We start from the raw sequence: 14,677 nt of genomic DNA on the forward strand, positions 1-14,677 counted from the left end.
TGCTGTGTAAAGGAGACCGCCCGTGGCGGAGCTGAGAACCGAAGAAGAGCAGCTGGAAGCCATCAAGCGCTGGTGGAAGGAGAACGGTACCTCGCTGATCGCCGGCGTGGCCATCGCGATTGCCGGTGTGGTGGGCTGGAATGCCTGGCAGAACTACCAGGACAACCAGGCGGAAGCGGCATCGATGCGCTATCAGCACCTGGTCAGCCTGGCCGACGGCGGCGAAGTCGGCGAGGCCCGCAACCTGGTCGTCGAGATCACCGACAATCACGGCCGTACGCTGTATGCCGACCTGGCCCGCCTGATCGACGCGCGCCTCGCCGTGGACGAAGGCGACCTGGGCGAAGCCCGTCGCGTCCTCGAGGGCGTGATCGAATCCAGCGGACGCGCTTACGTGCAGGGCCTGGCGCGTGTGCGCCTGGCCAGGCTACAGGTGGCCGAAGGTGACGCCGAGGCCGCACTCGATACCCTGGCGCGCGACGTCCCGGCGGCCCTGGCCGCCCAGCAGGCCGACGTGCGCGGCGATGCCCTGCACGCCCTGGGCCGCGACGACGATGCCCGCCAAGCCTGGCAGGAGGCCCTTGCGGTCGCCGAACAACGCAATCAGCCGATCTACGGCGTTCAGCTCAAGCTCGACGCCCTGGGTGCCGAAGAGGCCACGCTATGAAGACGATCCACACTCGCAAGTCATTCCTGGCTCGCAAGTCCTCCCTGGCCCTGGTGGCTACCCTCGCCCTCGGCCTGCTGGCCGGCTGCGCCAACAAGGCGGAGCCACGCTACAGCCCCAAGGAGCTACAGCGCTTCGACGCCCGCGCCGAACTCAATACCGACTGGCGCCAACGTGTCGGCCAGGGCCTGGGCCGGGCGACCTACCCCATCGCGCCATCGCTCGACAACGGTGTGATCTATGCCGCCGACGAACGTGGCCGGGTCATGGCCATGGACGCCCAGAGCGGTGAGCGCCGCTGGCAGACCGACCTCGAGGTCGGCGTTTCCAGCGGCCTGACCGCCGTGGCCGGACAGGTCTATCTCGGCACCCGCAACGGCGAGGTGCTGGCGCTGAGCCAGTCCAGCGGCGACGTCAGCTGGCGCGCGCGGGTCTCCAGTGAAGTGCTGGCCCCGCCGCAGCCCAACAACGAACTGCTCATCGTGCAGAGCGTCGACGGCACCGTCACGGCGCTGGACCGGCTCACCGGCCGTGAGCGCTGGGTCCATACCACTACCGAACCCGCCCTCACCCTGCGCGGCACCGGTACGCCGACGACGATCGACCCTGTGACCTTCGCCGGTTTCGCCAACGGCCGCCTGGTCACGCTGGACAACCGCAGCGGCCAGCCATTGTGGGAGCGACGCATCGCCGTGCCCCGCGGGCGCAGCGAGATCGATCGCATGGTCGACCTGGGTGGCCAGCCGGTACTGACGCCCGACGGCCGGCTGTTCGTGACCAGCTACAACGGCCGCCTGGTGGCCCTGGAAGCGCCCAGTGGCGAAGTCCTGTGGGAGCGCGAACACTCCAGCTTCCAGACCCCGGTGCTGGTGGGCGATCGCCTGTTCACCGTCACCGAAGCCAGCCACGTGATCGCCTTCGACTCTCGCACCGGCGAGGAGGTATGGCGCAACCGCGACCTCGAGGGCCGCTGGCTGACCTCGCCGGCCTTCGCCGACGGCAACCTGGTGCTGGGTGACTTCGAGGGCTATGTGCACCTGATCGACGTCCAGAACGGGCGCTTCACCGCTCGCACCCGGGTCGACAGCTCCGGCATCAGCGTGCGCCCGATTACCGATTTCCGCCGCATCTACGTGCTGGCCAACAGCGGCCGTCTCGAGGCCCTGGAAATCAAACGATGACACCCGTGATTGCCCTGGTCGGCCGCCCCAACGTGGGCAAGTCGACCCTGTTCAACCGCCTGACCCGCTCGCGCGATGCCCTGGTGGCAGACTTCCCCGGGCTCACCCGCGACCGCAAGTACGGTAACGGCATGCTCGGCGACAAGGCCTACACCGTGATCGACACCGGCGGCATCAGCGGTGACGAGGAGGGCATCGATGCCGCCATGGCCGAGCAGTCGCTGGCGGCCATCGACGAGGCCGACATCGTGCTGTTCATGGTCGATGCCCGAGCCGGGTTGCAGGTGGCCGACGAAGCCATCGCCAACCACCTGCGGGTCAACCAGAAGAAGACCTGGCTGGTGGTCAACAAGACCGACGGCCTGGAAGAGCACTCGGCCATGGCCGACTTCTGGCAGTTGGGGCTCGGCGATCCCCGGCCCATCGCCGCCGCCCATGGCCGCAACGTCACCAGTCTGATCGAGGAAGTGCTCGCCCCTTTCCCCGAGCGCGACCTGAGCATCCCGGCGGATACCGGCACCAAGGGCATTCGTATCGGCGTCATCGGCCGGCCCAACGTCGGCAAGTCGACGCTGGTCAATCGGCTGCTCGGCGAAGAGCGGGTGGTGGTCTTCGATGAAGCCGGCACCACCCGCGACGCCATCGAGATCCCCTTCGAGCGGCGCGGCAAGCCCTACGTGCTGATCGATACCGCCGGCGTGCGGCGGCGCAAGAACGTCAGTGAGATCGCCGAGAAGTTCTCGATCATCAAGACGCTCGATGCAATCAAGGAGTGCCACGTCGCGATCATGGTGCTCGACGCACGCAGCGGCCTGGTGGAGCAGGACCTGCACCTGCTCGACTACGTGCTGACGACCGGTCGCGCCCTGGTGCTGGCGGTCAACAAGTGGGATGGCCTGGAGCAGGAAGCCAAGGAGAAGATGCGCGCCGAGATCAAGCGACGCCTGGGCTTTGCCGACTACGCCGAGCTGCACTTCATCTCGGCGCTGCACGGCACCGCGGTAGGCGATCTCTACCCCTCCATCGAACGCGCCTTCGCCTCGGCCAACAGCCACTGGTCGACCAACCGCCTCACGACCCTGCTGCAGGATGCCGTCAGCCAACATCCGCCGCCGCTGGTTCACGGTCGCCGGATCAAGCTGCGCATGGCCCACCAGGGCGGCAGCAATCCGCCGATCATCGTGGTGCACGGCAACCAGACCGAAGCCCTGCCCGAGGCCTACAAGCGCTTCCTGACCAATACCTTCCGCAAGGTGCTCAAGGTGCGTGGCACGCCGATCCGCTTCGAGTTCCGCTCCGGCAGCAACCCGTTCGACCCGCTGGCAGGCGCCAGCGACCGGGAGAAGGCCAAGCAGCGCGAACTGGGACGCACCCGCGCCGCGCGCAACAAACGACGCTGACCACTGTCCAACCTGCCTGGCCGTCAAGGCCGGGCCGTTACACCCCGGCAATCCGACCTGCCCCCAACCCTGTTTACTGACCCGCTTCCCAACGGGAGGAGCCGATGTTCCTGAGTCGCGTATCGTCCTTCGTCGCACCGCGCCGTCGCTGGCGCCTGCTTGCCCCGCTGAGCCTGGCCATGCTGCTTACCGGCTGCCTGGCCCTCCCCCAGACCGGACTGTTCGCCTTTCGCCTCGCGGTGACCTCGCTCGGCATCGAGGACGTACGCATCGGTCCCTATTCGATCCAGGCCGGCCTCGACACCAGCGACATCGCCTCGCTGGTAGCCTCGAGCCTGGGCATGGGCAGCCTGCCGGTGCAGGCCACCCTGGCCATGGGCCTGTCGCTGCCCGTCGGCATGCCGGCAGTGGAGATGTCGGGCTTCCGCTGGACCCTGGACGTTCCCGGCGCCGAGCCGGTCAGCGGCGACTACCAGCAGGACGTGACGCTGACCTCCGGCGACGATACCCGCCTGCGCCTGCCGGTGGCCTTCGACGTGCTGGCCACCGACACTCGGCGCCTGGCACCCATGGTGGAGCTGGCCACCCAACTGGCCAGCCAGGGCGAACTACCGGCGGGCAGCGAGCTGGCCATCACCCCGGGCAGCCTGCGCGGCCTGGGCGTGACCCTGCCGGCCGGGCTGTGGACACCGACGCTGCGCTTCGCCGTGGGCCAGGACGGCGAGCTGACCCCGCAGCGCTGATCACTCCTCTTGCAGGTGAGCTTCGTGAAGCCGGCGGCGGCCGACCCAGTGGCAGGCGAACTGCCAGGCCCCCCGGCCGCTACGGCCACCGCGTAGGGTGGCGTAGCGAATTGCCTCGGCGCGCGCCTCGGCATTCCAGTCCTTGGCGCTGCCCAGCTGCGTGACCCAATGGCAGCAGGCCTCCAGGTAGGTGTCCTGGTTGAAGGGATAGAAGCCGAGCCATAGGCCGAAGCGGTCGGAGAGCGAGATCTTCTCCTCCACCGCATCGCCATGGTGAAGCTCCTCCCCCACCAGCCGGGTATCGGCGTTGTCGGCCAACGATTCCGGCAACAGGTGGCGACGATTCGAGGTGGCGTAGAGCAGCACGTTTTCGGGCGGGCCGGTCAGCGCCCCATCGAGCACACTCTTGAGCGCCTTGTAGGCGTCGTCGTGGCCCTCGAAAGAGAGGTCGTCGCAGTAGACCACGAAGCGATGCGGCTGCCCGCGCAGCTGCTCCACCAGCATGGGCAGCCCGGCCAGGTCATGGCGGTCGACCTGCACCAAGCGCAACCCTTCCACCGCCAGGCCGTTGAGCAGGGCACGGATCAGCGACGACTTGCCGCTGCCCCGCGAGCCCCACAGCAGGGCATGGTTGGCCGGCAGGCCTTGCAGGAAGGCGCGCGTGTTGTCCACCAGCGCCAGTTTCTGGCGTTCGATGCCGAGCAGGTCGTCGAGCGACAGGGCATCGCGGGGCGGCACCGGCAGCAGCCGGCCGCCCAGCGCATGGCGTTGCCACAGCGCGGCGACATCGTGGGTCCAGTCGACCTCCTGCGGAGCGGGCGGCAGCCAGTGCTCCACGTGATCCAGCAGGCGGCTCAGGCGTTTGCTCAGCTCGGCATCCATCGGCATCTCCTCGGGACTTCCATGGTTCACGGTTGACCTTATGATGGTTCAGGGTATCTTGTGGCGAACCGTCATCCCCCGTCCAGGGTCATAGATGCTGACTAAACGAGGAACTCGATCATGCGCTGGATTCGCTGCCTTGCCGTGGGTGCCCTGGCCCTCGCCGTAACCGCCTGCACCACTTCGCCGACCGGACGTCAGCAGCTCACGCTGATGTCGGATGCACAGCTCAACCAGATGGGTCAGGAAGCCTTCGAGCAGTACCAGCAGGATCTGCCCCCGGCCGGCCAGGCTCAACAGCGCTATGCGCAGTGCATCGCCGAAGCGCTTGTCGCCGTATTGCCGGAGCGTGAGCGCAACCAGGACTGGCAGATCCGCGTGTTCGAATCGGAGCAGGCCAATGCCTTTGCCCTGCCGGGCGGCTACATGGGTATCAATACCGGTTTGCTCCGAGTGGCCCGGGACCAGGATCAGGTCGCCTCGGTAATCGGCCACGAGATCGGCCATGTGCTGGCGCGCCACGCCAACGAGCGCGTCTCGACCCAGACCTCGACCCAGCTCGCCCTGTCGGTGCTGGGCTCCGCCGCCGGCCTGCAGGGGCCGGGTGGCGAACAGCTGATGGGCGCCCTGGGCCTCGGCGCCCAGTACGGTATCATGCTGCCCTTCTCGCGCCGCCACGAGAGCGAGGCCGACGTGATCGGCCTGCGGCTGATGGCCGACGCCGGCTTCGATCCTCGGGCGAGCCTGACCCTGTGGGAAAACATGAGCGCTGAAGGTGGCGCCCGCCCGCCAGCCTGGATGTCCACCCACCCCAGCCACGGTCAGCGTACCCAAGGGTTGCAAGCCGAGATGGACAACGCCCTGGCCCGCTATGAACAGGCCCGTCAGGCAGGGCGGCAGCCAAATTGCCCGCGCCCCTAGGGAAACGCTGATTTATTGCTGCGCTCGATATCCTGCCCGCCGGCGGTGTTCGGAATCCTCATGTAGCGAGCTACACTCCGGTTGACTCGAAACCTTCGGTTTCTCGCCCCTTCGGGGGCCATCCTCCGGATGTTTGTCGCTTCGCTCGGTTCTGCGCTCCGGCGGCGACCAGCCTCTCTTCGCTCGCGGCATAAATCAGCGCCTCCCCAAGCCCTATTTCAACTTTGGAAAGCTAATGTTACGTCTTGGACTGCTGCTGTTGATTCTGCCCATCTTCGTACTGATGGGCGTCTATTTCTGGGAACTCAGCGACGTACGCGAATGCACCTTGATCCAGAACGGCTACTGGGACTACCTGGCAGGGGTATGCCGTGAGACGCCCCAGCCCTTCGTTCCCTGGGTAGAACGCCAGCCCTGGCTGGTCAACGGTGGCATGCTGCTGTCGGTGGCTGGGGTCGTCATGTGCATGATTGGGCTGTATGTGAAGCGGCGCTGAGCGTCACAGGGATTGCCTCAGCGCCTCCCGCACCGGACCGGTATCGGGGCGCTTGCCGCGCCATTGAAAGAAGGATTCGGCGGCCTGTTCCACCAGCATGCCCAGGCCATCGAAGGTACGTGCCCCACGCTCGGCGGCCCAGCGCAGGAAGACGGTGGGTTCGGCGCCGTACATCATGTCGTAGGCGGTGGCGCCCGCGGCGAACAGGCCGTCGGGCAGCGGCGGCAGGTCGCCGGCCAGGCTCGCGCTGGTGCCGTTGATTACCAGGTCGAAGGGGCCGGCCACGGCGTCGAAGCCGCCGCCGCTGATCATGCCGAGGTCGCGAAAGTCGGCGGCCAGCGCCTCGGCCTTTTCGGCGGTGCGGTTGGCCACCAGCAGGCTCGCGGGCTGTGCCGCCAGCAGTGGCTCCAGCACCCCGCGCACCGCCCCGCCGGCGCCCAGCACCAGGATACGGGCTCCGCCCAAGGTTACCTTTTGGTGCTGCAGATCGCGTACCAGCCCGACCCCGTCGGTGGTGTCGCCATAGGTGAGGCCGTTCTTGCCCAGTAGCAGCGTGTTGACCGCACCGGCACGCCGCGCCCGCTCGCTGAGGACATCGCACAGGCGGAACGCCTCCTCCTTGAACGGCACGGTAACGTTGGCCCCTCGCCCTCCTTCGGCCGCGAACCTGCGCCAGGCGCCGGCGAAGTCGTCCAGCGGCGCCGCGATGGCGGTGTACTCAATGGCCTCCCCGGTTTGCGCGGCAAAGGCGGCGTGGATCATCGGCGACTTCGAATGCGAGATGGGATTGCCGAAAACGCAGTAGCGGTCTGTCATGGGATCTCCTCAAACACGGGGAAGCGCCTGAATAGCCAACGAGCGACATGAAGCGCAAGGCGCCCGGAGCGCAGCAACCGGAGCCTATGGGTTATAGATGAGGATTGTGAGCACCGCGTAACGTAGCGATTCGGTCGCGCAGATGCTCATTCAGCGCTTTCCCCCAGCCAGTCGCGGGGGCGCAGATACTCCTCGTACAGCCGCGCTTCCGGGCTGCCCGGCTGCGGCTGCCAGCCATACTCCCAGCGCGCCAGGGGCGGCATCGACATCAGGATCGATTCGGTGCGCCCGCCGCTCTGCAAGCCGAACAGGGTGCCGCGGTCCCACACCAGGTTGAACTCCACGTAGCGCCCGCGGCGATAGAGCTGGAAGTCGCGTTCGCGCTCGCTCCAGGGCGTATCGCGGCGGCGCTGCACGATGGGCAGGTAGGCCTCGAGAAAGGCATCGCCCACGGCGCGCTGGAAGGCGAAGCTGGCGTCGAAGTCCCACTCGTTGAAGTCGTCGAAGAACAGCCCGCCCACGCCGCGGGTCTCCTCGCGGTGCTTGAGGTAGAAGTATTCGTCGCACCACGCCTTGAAGCGCGGATAGACCTCGGCACCGAAGGGAGCGCAGGCATCGCGGGCCACCCGGTGCCAGTGCAGCACGTCTTCGTGCACCGGGTAATAGGGCGTCAGGTCGAAGCCGCCGCCGAACCACCATACCGGGGCCTCACCCTCTTTCTCGGCAATGAAGAAGCGCACGTTGCCATGGCTGGTGGGCACGTGGGGGTTCTCGGGATGCAACACCCAGGAAACCCCCACCGCATGGAAGCCCCGCCCGGCGAGCTGGGGCCTGGCGGCTGTCGCGGAAGGCGGCAATTGATCGCCATGCACATGGGAGAAATTGACCCCGCCCTTTTCGAAGACGCGGCCGTTCTCGATCACCCGCGAGCGGCCGCCTCCGCCGGCCTCGCGTTGCCAGCTCTCCTCGCGAAAGCCGGCGCCGCCATCCTCGGCGGCGAGTCCGGCACAGAGCCGGTCCTGCAGGTCGAGCAGGTAGCCCTTCACCGTTTCGAGATTGGCTCGCGCCATGCCTCCTCCCACCGAATTCGTTAGCCTAGCGGTATCAAGCGCGCAGGACCCGGCCGCTGCGCAGGTCGCGAATGGTGCTGGGGCGATCGAGCCCGCCCAGCTCGCCTTCGACGATGGCGTCGAGCTCATCGCCGAAGATCTCGCGCACCTCGGCGGCGCTCATGGCCGAGGGCTCATTGGCCCTGTTGGCCGAGGTCGAGACGAGCGGGCCGCCGAAGGCCTGGCACAAGGCCGCCACCCCGGGGTGGGCGCTGACCCGCAACGCCACACAGTCGTGACCACCGCGTACCAGCGCATGGGTGCGGCCGTTGTGAGGTACCAGCCAGGTGTTGGGGCCCGGCCAACTGGCGACCAGCGGGGCATGCAGCTCCGCTGCCAGGCCCTCGAGCCAGGGTGCGAACTGCCCGATGGAGGCCGCCACCAGGATCAGCCCCTTGGCCGGGTCGCGCTCCTTGAGCCGCAGCAGGTGGGCCACGGCCTCGTCATTGTCAGGGTCGCAGCCCAGTCCCCATACGCCCTCGGTGGGGTATGCGATTACGCCGCCGGCGCGCAGCGCGGCAACGGCGGCATCGAGTGATTCGGCCACGGTCATGTCTCCTGCCAGGTCATTCAGCACAGCAGCCGCCGGCAGTTTGCCAGACGGTCCTGATGAGGGTTCTCATGCTAGCACGCCTAGGCGTTCTCAGGCAGGCGCACCCAGCCACCCGGCGCCTGGGCGGCCCGCCCCTCGAGTTCGAGCTCCAGCAGGCGGCGCTGGCAATCGGGCACGGCCAGGCCGGTCAGGTTCACCAGGGCATCGAGCGGTGAGGGGGCATCGCTGAGCCAGCGCAGCAGCGGGTCGCCGCTGGCGGCGTCCTGCGATCCGGTTTCCTGGGGCCGGGCCAACTCGGGGCTCGAGGCTGCCCACTGGGTCAGTTCCTCGAGAATGTCGTCGACGTGGCGCACCAGTACCGCACCCTGACGGATCAACCGCAGGCAGCCGCGAGCCTGGGGGTTGTGGATCGAACCGGGCAGCGCGAAGACCTCGCGATTCTGCTCCATGGCGAGCCTGGCACTGACCAGCGAGCCGCTCTTCTCGGCAGCCTCCACCACCAGCACGCCCAGCGAGAGGCCGGTAACGATACGGTTGCGCCGGGGGAAGAATGCCGGCCGCGCCGCCGTGCCGGGCGGATGCTCCGAAAGGATCAGCCCACCATGATCACGCAGCTGCTGGTAGAGCCACGCATGACGCGGCGGATAGATCACGTCGACGCCGCAACCCAGTACCGCCACGCTGCGTCCGCCGGCTTCCAGTGCGGCCTGCTGGGCGGCACCGTCGACGCCCAGCGCCAGGCCACTCACCACGCACCAGTCGCGGCTGGCCAGCTCACGGCCAAAGGCGGCGGCATTGGTCAGGCCTTCGCGGGTGGGCCGGCGCGAACCGACGATGGCCAGCCGGGGCGGCTGCAGCGCGGCCAGGTCACCCAGGGCCCAGAGCACCGGCGGCGGGTCGCCGATCTGCTCCAGCAGTGCCGGCCACGCGGGATGCCCGGGATGCAGCAGGTGGCGGCCAGGCGCGGCCTCGAGCCAGGTCAGGTCGGCCTCTACCGCCTGGGTCAGCGGGCTGCGGGAAGGATGATCGAGCCATAGCCGCAGGGCCGTGGCTGCCTGGCTCGGCAAGCGAGCCAGCCAGCCGGCGGGCCAATCCGGGGCAGCGGAGAGGATTTCCGCCAACCGCGAGGCACCCATTCCCGGCAAGCGCGTCAGCGCCAGCCAGTCGCACTGGCTCGGCGTACGTTGCGCTTCGCTCACCGCTGTGCAACCCCCACCCCGCGGCGGGGGTTGTAAATACGATCACCGACTTCCAGGGAACGGGTCGCCTTCATCACCAGGCCGTAGCTCATCCTCTCATAGGGACGGAAGACCATGATCAGCCCGGCATCGGTGCCGGGCAGGCGCAGCGACTCGCCGGTACGCGGGTCGACGACGCGCTCCCCCTGCTGCTCGACTTCGAGTACATGGCCCGTTTCGAGCCCGTCGCGACGGCCACGGTCCAGCGCCACCACCTGCAGTCGGCCGATGAAGCGCACGCCTCCCGGCACGGCGAGGATGGTGCCGTCGACGTCGCGATCCGGCGCGCGGGGCACGAACTCGCTGGTCAGCTCGAGTTCCTCCAGCGGTAGCACGATATCGTCGTTGCGCACCTCCTGGCTGGCGGAGAGGACCTCCATGATCGCGATATCCCCCTCGCTGCGCTCGGCCCGGGCACGCCCGATGCTGATCAGCTCCAATCCCAGGGTCTCGCCGGTCGCAGCATCGCTGTAGCGCTCACCCACGCGGTAGATGCCGTAGCGCTGTGCGCGCTGCAGCTCACCGCGGGCATAGATGCGATCGCCGGCACCGCTGATGATGCGCCGGTCGTTACCGGCCACCACGTAGGCCAGCTCGTTCAGCGTCTCGGGGTCGTCGATCACCCGGTGGTCACGCAGAAAATGCCGGACCGTATCCAGCGGTATCGGTTCGATCGCCTCGCGCACGGGGACACGACGCACCTCGGGCGAAAGCCGCACTGCACCCTGGCCACGCTCGAGACCCAGGCACGGACGACCGTTGCAGTCGTAGAGGTAGACCACATCGCCAGGATAGATCAGGTGCGGATTGCGGATCTGCGGATTGACCTGCCACACCTCCGGCCACTGCCAGGGGTGACGAAGAAAGCGTCCCGAAATGTGCCAGAGGGTATCGCCCCGTACTACCGTATAGCGATCCGGCGCATCGCTGCGCAACCCCTGCTCCCAGCTGAGCCCCTGGGCCTGGGCCAGTGTTGCCGTGAGCAGCAGGGCAAGGCCGGCCCCCCACGCTCGAGCCCATCTCAGCGGACCGTCCTGATTCCGCATTGCTTTCTCGTCCATCCCGCCACCCCCATGGCCTAGGCGCTCCCGGCCTTACCCGACGACGACACCGGGAACCGGCGTGCCGTGCTATAGTCCAATGCTATTGAATTGATATGCGCGCCAGCGGTTTCACCCTGGCCTGCCGCCCCTTAGAATAGGGGCAATTCCCGAATGACAGCATAACGGTGGTTCCAACGCCATGGCCAAATTGACGATCCTCGAATTTCCCGACGAGCGGCTGCGCACCAAGGCCGCGCCGGTCGAGACGGTCGATGACGAGGTGCGCCAGCTGGTCGACGACATGCTCGAGACCATGTACGACGCTTCCGGCATCGGGCTTGCCGCCACTCAGGTGGACGTTCATCGTCGCGTGATCGTGATGGATGTCAGCGACGACAGGGCCAACCCCCTGGTGCTGATCAATCCGGAATACACGCCGATCGGTGACGCACGCGAGCTGATGTCCGAGGGCTGCCTGTCGATTCCCGAGTATTACGCCGAGGTCCCGCGAGCGCTCAAGGTGCACCTCAAGGCGCTGGACCGCGATGGCAAGCCCTACGAGCTCGAGGCCGAGGGGCTGCTGGCCCACTGCATCCAGCACGAGCACGACCATCTCGAGGGTGTTCTGTTCGTCGATTATCTGTCAGCGCTCAAGCGCGACCGCGTGCTGAAGAAGATGCAGAAGCGCCACAAGCTGATGCAGTCCGCCTGAACCCCGTAGCGTATCGACACTGAAGGCTGACGCGATCCGCGTCAGCCTTCGTCGTTTGGGGCCGTCTCCGTTATGATGGAGTGGAACCATCCACTGGCAAGGCTCGACACATGTCCCGTCCCCTGCGCGTCATCTTCGCCGGCACCCCTGATTTTGCCGCTGCCAGCCTAGCTGCCCTGCTGCAGAGCCAACACACGGTGGTGGCCGTCTACACCCAGCCCGACCGTCCGGCCGGCAGAGGCCGCAAGCTGACCGCCAGCCCGGTCAAGTCGCTCGCCCTCGAGCATGACCTACCCGTCCGTCAACCCGAGACCCTGAAGCGCGCCGAGGTACAGGCCGAGCTGGCCGACTTCGGGGCGGACATCATGGTGGTGGTCGCCTACGGCCTGATCCTGCCTCAGGCGGTACTCGACATCCCCCGGTTCGGCTGCCTCAACGTTCACGCCTCGCTGCTGCCGCGCTGGCGCGGTGCGGCACCGATCCAACGCGCCATCGAGGCCGGCGACAGCGAGAGCGGTGTCACCATCATGCAGATGGATGCCGGGCTCGACACCGGCGCCATGCTGCTCACACGACGCACGCCCATCACCGCGGCTACCACCGGCGGTGAACTCCACGACACCTTGGCCAGGCTCGGCGGCGAGGCAATGGTCGAGGTACTGGACGCGCTGGCAGGCGAAGGCCTTGCCGCCACATCCCAGCCGCAGGAAGGTGTGACCTATGCCGCCAAGCTCTCCAAGGCCGAGGCCGAACTCGATTTCTCCCGCCCCGCCAGCGAGCTTGCCGCCAAGGTGCGCGCCTTCAACCCCTGGCCGGTGGCCTGGTGCACCTGCGGCGATGCGCGGTTGCGGCTACTGATGGCCGAGGTGGCCACCCGCCGCGACGATGAGCCGCCAGCGCTGCCAGGCACTCTGCTTGTGCCCGACGCCGACGCCCTGCGCATCGCCTGCGGCCCGCAGGGCGACGAGGTATTGCGGGTCACCCGGGCCCAGTTGCCGGGCGGCAAGCCGCTGGCGGCCCGCGACCTGCTCAATGCGCGTGACGAACGCCTGCTTGCCGGGCACCACCTGGGCAATGCCACCGAGGAGAGCGCCTGATGCATCGCTCCACTCCCTCCACCCGCGCCGGGAAAAACGTCCAGGACGGTGGCCAGGCGGTGCGTGCCAGCGCCGCCCGCGCCCTGGTTCCCGTGATCACCGGCAAGGGATCGCTCAACGAACTGGACGATCATCAGGTGGTGATTCGCGATCGGGCGCTGTTCAAGGCGATGTGCTATGGCGTGTGTCGCACGCTGCCCCGCCTCGAGGCATTGGCCGAGCGTCTGCTCAAGACGCCGTTCAAGGCCCGCGACGCCGACATCCAGGCGCTGCTGCTGCTAGGCATCTACCAGTTGCTCTACCTGCGCATCCCGGCGCATGCCGCCGTGGGAGAGACCGCCGGCGCCGCGCGCCAGCTCGGCAAGGAGTGGGCAACGCGCGTATTGAACGGCTGCCTGCGCCGGTTGACGCGGGAATCCGCGGCGCTGCAGGCCGAGGTCGACCAGGACCCGGCGGTTGCCATGCTCCACCCTCGCTGGTTACTCAAGGCGCTGCGCCAGGCCTGGCCCGATGACTGGCGCGCCATTGCCGAAGCCAACAACGAACCCGGCCCCATGACACTGCGCATCAATCGCCGCCGTGGCGACCGCGAAGCCTACCTGGCCAGGCTGCTGGAAAGCGGCATCGAGGTACGGCTGTGTGCGCATTCGCCCGATGGCCTGACGCTGAAAAAACCCTGCGACGTGCAGGCGCTTCCTGGTTTCACCGAGGGCGACGTCAGCGTGCAGGACGAGGCCGCCCAGCTCGCCGCCGAGCTGCTCGGGCCGGCGCTGGCACCCCGCCCCGGCGGCCGCGTGCTGGACGCCTGCTGCGCCCCGGGCGGCAAGACGGCCCACCTGCTGGAGCTGTTCGACATCGAACTGGTGGCGCTCGACAGCGATGCCGTACGCCTGGCCCGGGTCGAAGAGACCCTGGAGCGACTCGGCCTTTCGGCCACGCTGGTGCATGCCGATGCCACCGGACGCGACTGGTGGGACGGCACACTCTTCGATGCCATCCTGCTCGACGCGCCCTGCTCCGGCACCGGCGTGATTCGTCGCCACCCCGACATCAAGCGGCTGCGGCGCCCTTCCGACGTCACCAAGCTGACCGAGCTTCAGGCACGCCTGCTCGACAACCTGTGGCCGCTGCTGCGCCCGGGCGGCTCGCTGCTGTATGCCACCTGCTCGGTACTCCGCGAGGAGAACGACGAGCAGGTTCGCGCCTTCCTCGAGCGCACCCCCGACGCCAGCATCACGACCCCCGGGGAAGTGAGCTGGGGCCGTGCGGTGGGCCCCGGGCGTCAGCTACTGCCCGAGCCTGACAGCCACGACGGCTTCTTTTATGCCAGACTGAAGAAACGGGGTTGAACCCGACTCCGCCACCGTTCACATGAGCAAGGAGCCCCCATGAGCGACCATGTCTACAAGCATATCGAGCTGACCGGTTCTTCCGAGAAGAGCATCGAGGACGCCATCCAGCGCGCGCTCGACAAGGCCTCTCAATCCCTTCATGGCATGCGCTGGTTCGAGGTCATGGATACCCGCGGGCACATCGAAAACGGCCGTGTCGGCCACTGGCAGGTCACGCTCAAGGTGGGTTTCACCCTGGACTGACGGCAGCCATCGCCACACGAACCTGTTACATCACCTTCGGCTGGTTTATGCTAGCCACGGATGCTGCGGCGCCATAACGGCGTCGCAGAGTCGTTTGATGGGCCAGACAGCATATGAAGATCATCATCCTGGGCGCCGGCCAGGTCGGCGGTACGCTGGCCGAGCACCTCGCGCGCGAGGAGAATGACATCACGGTGGTGGACACCGACGGCGAACGGCTGCGC

Annotated in this window: 17 protein-coding genes; 11 read left to right on the forward strand and 6 right to left on the reverse strand. The window is 67.6% G+C overall.

Going from position 1 to position 14,677, the window contains the following annotated elements; genetic code table 11:
• The first annotated feature begins 22 nt into the window (after positions 1-22).
• The 4 genes from ACUY1T_RS13225 (at position 23) to ACUY1T_RS13240 (ending at position 3,991) form a co-directional block, all read left to right on the forward strand.
• Positions 23-667 (forward strand): YfgM family protein, encoded by a 645-nt coding sequence (locus tag ACUY1T_RS13225; protein WP_446023508.1) that lies wholly within the window; start codon positions 23-25, stop codon positions 665-667.
• Positions 664-1,848, forward strand: a complete 1,185-nt coding sequence (bamB, locus tag ACUY1T_RS13230; RefSeq protein WP_446023510.1) for an outer membrane protein assembly factor BamB — start codon at positions 664-666, stop codon at positions 1,846-1,848. Before ACUY1T_RS13225 ends, bamB begins: the two co-directional genes overlap by 4 nt.
• Positions 1,845-3,248, forward strand: coding sequence for a ribosome biogenesis GTPase Der (gene der, locus ACUY1T_RS13235; protein ID WP_446023511.1), 1,404 nt, complete (start codon positions 1,845-1,847; stop codon positions 3,246-3,248). Before bamB ends, der begins: the two co-directional genes overlap by 4 nt.
• A 104-nt stretch (positions 3,249-3,352) precedes the next feature.
• Positions 3,353-3,991, forward strand: a complete 639-nt coding sequence (locus ACUY1T_RS13240; protein WP_446023513.1) for a hypothetical protein — start codon at positions 3,353-3,355, stop codon at positions 3,989-3,991.
• On the opposite strand, the gene ACUY1T_RS13245 is transcribed toward ACUY1T_RS13240, so the two are convergent.
• Positions 3,992-4,873: an ATP-binding protein gene (locus ACUY1T_RS13245; RefSeq protein WP_446023515.1), complete on the reverse strand. Its 882-nt coding sequence runs from the start codon at positions 4,871-4,873 to the stop codon at positions 3,992-3,994.
• Between the two features lie 120 nt (positions 4,874-4,993).
• Here ACUY1T_RS13245 and ACUY1T_RS13250 point away from each other — a divergent pair, with 120 nt between their 5' ends.
• Both ACUY1T_RS13250 and ACUY1T_RS13255 read left to right on the forward strand, forming a co-directional pair.
• Positions 4,994-5,794, forward strand: coding sequence for a M48 family metallopeptidase (locus tag ACUY1T_RS13250; protein ID WP_446023517.1), 801 nt, complete (start codon positions 4,994-4,996; stop codon positions 5,792-5,794).
• 235 nt (positions 5,795-6,029) lie between these two features.
• Entirely contained in the window at positions 6,030-6,290 is a 261-nt protein-coding gene (locus ACUY1T_RS13255) for a hypothetical protein (protein ID WP_446023518.1), read from the forward strand.
• 3 nt (positions 6,291-6,293) lie between these two features.
• Here the strand turns inward: ACUY1T_RS13255 and aroE are convergent, their stop codons facing one another.
• From aroE to ACUY1T_RS13280, 5 genes are all read right to left on the reverse strand, one after another.
• A complete protein-coding gene (aroE, locus tag ACUY1T_RS13260) occupies positions 6,294-7,106 on the reverse strand; it encodes a shikimate dehydrogenase (RefSeq protein WP_446023520.1) in 813 nt (270 codons plus the stop codon).
• A 146-nt stretch (positions 7,107-7,252) separates the two neighbouring features.
• Positions 7,253-8,176 (reverse strand): oxygen-dependent coproporphyrinogen oxidase, encoded by a 924-nt coding sequence (hemF, locus tag ACUY1T_RS13265; protein ID WP_446023522.1) that lies wholly within the window; start codon positions 8,174-8,176, stop codon positions 7,253-7,255.
• 34 nt (positions 8,177-8,210) lie between these two features.
• Positions 8,211-8,768, reverse strand: coding sequence for an L-threonylcarbamoyladenylate synthase (locus ACUY1T_RS13270; protein ID WP_446023524.1), 558 nt, complete (start codon positions 8,766-8,768; stop codon positions 8,211-8,213).
• A gap of 80 nt (positions 8,769-8,848) precedes the next feature.
• A complete protein-coding gene (dprA, locus tag ACUY1T_RS13275) occupies positions 8,849-9,904 on the reverse strand; it encodes a DNA-processing protein DprA (RefSeq protein ID WP_446023543.1) in 1,056 nt (351 codons plus the stop codon).
• A gap of 59 nt (positions 9,905-9,963) precedes the next feature.
• Entirely contained in the window at positions 9,964-11,052 is a 1,089-nt protein-coding gene (locus ACUY1T_RS13280; protein ID WP_446023525.1) for a LysM peptidoglycan-binding domain-containing protein, read from the reverse strand.
• 196 nt (positions 11,053-11,248) lie between these two features.
• Between ACUY1T_RS13280 and def the strand changes: the two genes are divergently transcribed.
• From def to ACUY1T_RS13305, 5 genes are all read left to right on the forward strand, one after another.
• The gene (gene def / locus ACUY1T_RS13285) at positions 11,249-11,761 is read left to right on the forward strand and encodes a peptide deformylase (protein WP_446023527.1); all 513 of its coding nucleotides are present in this window, start codon (positions 11,249-11,251) and stop codon (positions 11,759-11,761) included.
• Positions 11,762-11,871: 110 nt separating this feature from the next.
• Complete coding sequence (gene fmt / locus ACUY1T_RS13290; protein ID WP_446023529.1) at positions 11,872-12,858, forward strand: methionyl-tRNA formyltransferase; 987 nt, start codon at positions 11,872-11,874, stop codon at positions 12,856-12,858.
• On the forward strand, positions 12,858-14,207 hold the full coding sequence (rsmB, locus tag ACUY1T_RS13295; protein ID WP_446023532.1) for a 16S rRNA (cytosine(967)-C(5))-methyltransferase RsmB: 1,350 nt from the start codon (positions 12,858-12,860) through the stop codon (positions 14,205-14,207). The genes fmt and rsmB overlap by 1 nt, the downstream gene beginning before the upstream one ends.
• Before the next feature lie 39 nt (positions 14,208-14,246).
• Positions 14,247-14,453, forward strand: a complete 207-nt coding sequence (locus tag ACUY1T_RS13300; protein WP_446023533.1) for a dodecin — start codon at positions 14,247-14,249, stop codon at positions 14,451-14,453.
• Between the two features lie 113 nt (positions 14,454-14,566).
• On the forward strand, positions 14,567-14,677 hold a 111-nt coding region (locus ACUY1T_RS13305), incomplete at its 3' end, for an NAD-binding protein (RefSeq protein ID WP_446023544.1).

The sequence above is a fragment of the Billgrantia sp. Q4P2 genome (assembly GCF_052806135.1).

Coding starts and splice junctions, on each gene's coding strand:
- hemF (WP_446023522.1), bottom strand. CDS start 8,176: ATGGCGCGAGCCAATCTCGAAACGGTGAAGGGCTACCTGCTCGACCTG.
- def (WP_446023527.1), top strand. CDS start 11,249: ATGGCCAAATTGACGATCCTCGAATTTCCCGACGAGCGGCTGCGCACC.
- bamB (WP_446023510.1), top strand. CDS start 664: ATGAAGACGATCCACACTCGCAAGTCATTCCTGGCTCGCAAGTCCTCC.
- ACUY1T_RS13245 (WP_446023515.1), bottom strand. CDS start 4,873: ATGGATGCCGAGCTGAGCAAACGCCTGAGCCGCCTGCTGGATCACGTG.
- ACUY1T_RS13255 (WP_446023518.1), top strand. CDS start 6,030: ATGTTACGTCTTGGACTGCTGCTGTTGATTCTGCCCATCTTCGTACTG.
- ACUY1T_RS13250 (WP_446023517.1), top strand. CDS start 4,994: ATGCGCTGGATTCGCTGCCTTGCCGTGGGTGCCCTGGCCCTCGCCGTA.
- ACUY1T_RS13270 (WP_446023524.1), bottom strand. CDS start 8,768: ATGACCGTGGCCGAATCACTCGATGCCGCCGTTGCCGCGCTGCGCGCC.
- dprA (WP_446023543.1), bottom strand. CDS start 9,904: ATGGGTGCCTCGCGGTTGGCGGAAATCCTCTCCGCTGCCCCGGATTGG.
- aroE (WP_446023520.1), bottom strand. CDS start 7,106: ATGACAGACCGCTACTGCGTTTTCGGCAATCCCATCTCGCATTCGAAG.
- ACUY1T_RS13300 (WP_446023533.1), top strand. CDS start 14,247: ATGAGCGACCATGTCTACAAGCATATCGAGCTGACCGGTTCTTCCGAG.
- fmt (WP_446023529.1), top strand. CDS start 11,872: ATGTCCCGTCCCCTGCGCGTCATCTTCGCCGGCACCCCTGATTTTGCC.
- ACUY1T_RS13280 (WP_446023525.1), bottom strand. CDS start 11,052: ATGCGGAATCAGGACGGTCCGCTGAGATGGGCTCGAGCGTGGGGGGCC.
- der (WP_446023511.1), top strand. CDS start 1,845: ATGACACCCGTGATTGCCCTGGTCGGCCGCCCCAACGTGGGCAAGTCG.
- rsmB (WP_446023532.1), top strand. CDS start 12,858: ATGCATCGCTCCACTCCCTCCACCCGCGCCGGGAAAAACGTCCAGGAC.
- ACUY1T_RS13240 (WP_446023513.1), top strand. CDS start 3,353: ATGTTCCTGAGTCGCGTATCGTCCTTCGTCGCACCGCGCCGTCGCTGG.